Origin of the sequence: Nocardiopsis lucentensis DSM 44048, assembly GCF_000341125.1 — a bacterium.
Taxonomy (GTDB): Bacteria; Actinomycetota; Actinomycetes; order Streptosporangiales; family Streptosporangiaceae; genus Nocardiopsis; species Nocardiopsis lucentensis.
Map to the genome: position 1 here is coordinate 1 of NZ_ANBC01000830.1, position 2,639 is coordinate 2,639.

At 71.8% G+C, this 2,639-nt stretch carries 3 protein-coding genes and 1 pseudogene; 2 read left to right on the forward strand and 2 right to left on the reverse strand.

Features of this window, described 5'->3' with window-relative positions; genetic code table 11:
• The coding region (locus D471_RS0128845; protein ID WP_026128181.1) for a serine hydrolase domain-containing protein at positions 1-1,035 on the reverse strand (1,035 nt) is incomplete at its 3' end.
• 64 nt (positions 1,036-1,099) lie between these two features.
• Between D471_RS0128845 and D471_RS0128850 the strand changes: the two genes are divergently transcribed.
• Together D471_RS0128850 and D471_RS0128855 are read left to right on the forward strand one after the other, a co-directional pair.
• A complete protein-coding gene (locus tag D471_RS0128850; protein ID WP_026128182.1) occupies positions 1,100-1,726 on the forward strand; it encodes a TetR/AcrR family transcriptional regulator in 627 nt (208 codons plus the stop codon).
• Positions 1,727-1,842: 116 nt separating this feature from the next.
• Positions 1,843-2,433 carry a Uma2 family endonuclease gene (locus D471_RS0128855; protein WP_017601837.1) on the forward strand — a complete coding sequence of 197 codons (591 nt, stop codon included), beginning with the start codon at positions 1,843-1,845 and terminating at the stop codon, positions 2,431-2,433.
• Between the two features lie 9 nt (positions 2,434-2,442).
• Here the strand turns inward: D471_RS0128855 and D471_RS0128860 are convergent.
• A pseudogene (locus tag D471_RS0128860) lies at positions 2,443-2,639 on the reverse strand (helix-hairpin-helix domain-containing protein); the annotation flags it as partial.

Consider the following 2,639-nt stretch of genomic DNA (forward strand, 5'->3'; position numbering starts at 1 on the left):
CCGCCCGTCGCGCATCAGGTCGTAGGTGTTCTGGAGGACCACCACCGCCCGGTCGTGCTCCGGCAGGACCACGACGATCGCCGCGTGGCCCGGGGTCGCGCCGCCGTGGAAGACGATCGGCTCGTCCAGCTCCGACAACCGGGTCTCGCGCCACCCCAGCCCGTACTCCTGCTCGGAACCGGGCACGGGGACGATCCCCGTGCGCGCCCGCGCCAGCGTCCCCGCGTCGAGCACCGCCGGGTCGTCCGCCAACTGCGCCCGAGCGAACGCGGCCAGCGCCACCAGGTCCCCGCCCAGGTATCCGTAGGCCACCCCGGCGTCGTCCACGCCGTCCGCGTCGGCCAGCGGCACACCCCACAGCGAGCGGTACCCCGGGGGCAGCCCCGCCGCCGCGGCCTCCTCGGCACTGGTGAACGCGCCGTCCATCCCCACCGGGTCCAGCACGGCCCCGCGCAGGTAGGAACCGAAGTCCCGGCCGGTCACGCGTTCGATGACCGCGCCCAGGATCAGGTAGTTCGCGCTGCTGTACTCGTGTGTCCCGGGAGTGCCCGCCTCGGAGGCCGCGATCCGCTCGACGCGCGGCCCGAACTCCGCCGACTCCGGGCCGTACACGTCGGCGGTCTCGACCGTGGCCGCCTCGGTGATTCCCGAGGTCTGCGTCATCAGGTCGCGCACGGTCGGGTCGGCGTCGAAGCCGGCGAACTCGGGCAGGTACTCCTCCACCGGGGCGTCCAGGTCGAGCCGTCCCTCCTCCGACAGGATCAGCGCGGCGGTCGCGGTCACCGGTTTGGCCACCGACCCCCACAGGAACGGGGTGTCCTCGGTGACGGGGTCGCCGTCCCCGTCCACCCCGAAGGCGCCCTGCTCCTCGACCCCCTCGGGTCCCACCACCGCGTAGGCGAGCCCGGGGGTGTCGGTCGCCGCCATGCGCGCGCGGACGTAGGAGTCCATGTCCCGCGTCGCGGCGGACGCCGGAGGCGGGGCGGGGGACACCAGGGCCAGGGCGAGGGACACGGCTGCGGCACGTCGGTACACAGGGGGCTCCTTCGGGTAACCATACGGTCATACGATTATTACCATACACTGATACGGTTATGTCGTGCCAAGAACAGCGGACCACGCCCTCAGGCGTGCACAGATCACCCGGGCCGTGCGCGAGATGATCGCCGAGACCGGCCTGGACACCGTCACCGTGTCCCGCACGGCCGCGCGCGCCGGGATGTCGGTCGGGCTCGTGCAGCACTACTTCCGGGCCAAGGACGACATGCTGCTGCACGCGTTCCAGGAGGTCAGCACGGAGGTCGCCGACCGGGTCGCCGAGATCGTGCGCGCCGCGCCCGCCCACCGGCGCACCATCGCCGACGTCCTGCTGGACGCCCTCTCCGAGCACCTGCCGATCGACGAGCCCCGTCGCGCCGAGTTCCGGGTCGTGCGCGCCTTCGCCGGGCGCGCCCTGGACAGCCCCGCGCTGGCCGAGGTGGACGCGCGCACCGCCGAGGCCACGCACGCGGAGATCGCCCGGGCGGTGCGCAACGGCACCGAGTGCGGGGAGGTCGAACCGGACGCGGACGCCGACACCGCCGCCACGCGCATCGCCTCGGTGACCGAGGGGCTGGCCACCCGTGTGTACCGGGGCGGAACGGGCGTCGCCGACCACGCCCGCGCGGCCCTGCGCGCGGAACTCGCCACCGTGTTCACCGGGCGCTGCCGCCAGTACGACCGGTGAGTTCCGTCCGGCCCGGTCCCTTGCCCCACTCTCTCGTTTGGGCACAGGATGAGGGAAAACCCGTACACACGCCCCCGGAGGTTTCTACGATGGCGAAGCGGAAGGAAGGGGAGCCCATGACCGCCGTACTGGAAAAATCCTCCGACGCGCGTTTGACCCCGATCAGTCTGCGCGATGTGGCCGACCACCTCGACGTCCCTCCGGGGTTCAGGGTGGAGGTCCTCGAAGGGGCCATCGTGATGTCACCCACGCCGTCGAAGAAGCACGGAGCCGTACTTCGACGACTTTCCGTTCAGCTGTTCGACCGGCTTCCTGATGACCGAACCGCGGAGCAGATGTACTCCGTCGAGGCTCCCGAGGGTGACGACTACGCCACCCCCGACCTCATGATCGTCCCGGTCGCGGTCGAGGAGGAGGACGACGGGTGGCTGGTGAGTCCCGACGACGTCGACTGCGTGGTGGAGGTCGTCTCACCGGGCAACGCCGCCAACGACACGAAGATCAAGCCGACCCTGTACGCGCGGTGGCGGATCCCCGTCTACCTCGTCATCGACCCGAGGGCCGGTACCACCCGCCTGTACTGGGACCCGAAGAACGGTGAGTACCAGGCCCGACACGACGTCGAGTTCGGTACCGACGTCGTCCTGCCCGAACCGCTCAAGGACGTCCGGATCGACACCTCGGTCTTCCCCCGGTACGGCGGCTGACCCCCGACCCTACGCCTCCCGCAGCACCCGCACCAGCCGCGTCGTGCGCTCCGCGCCCGCGTTCTCCAGCACACCCGACTCCAGCGCGCCGCCCGTGGCGTCCACCAAGGACACGTGCCGCACCGCCCGGGTCAGCGCCGTGTACACCTGCGGGCGCGACACCGGTACCTCCGGCGGGAACACCGCCACCACGGCGGGCCACCGGC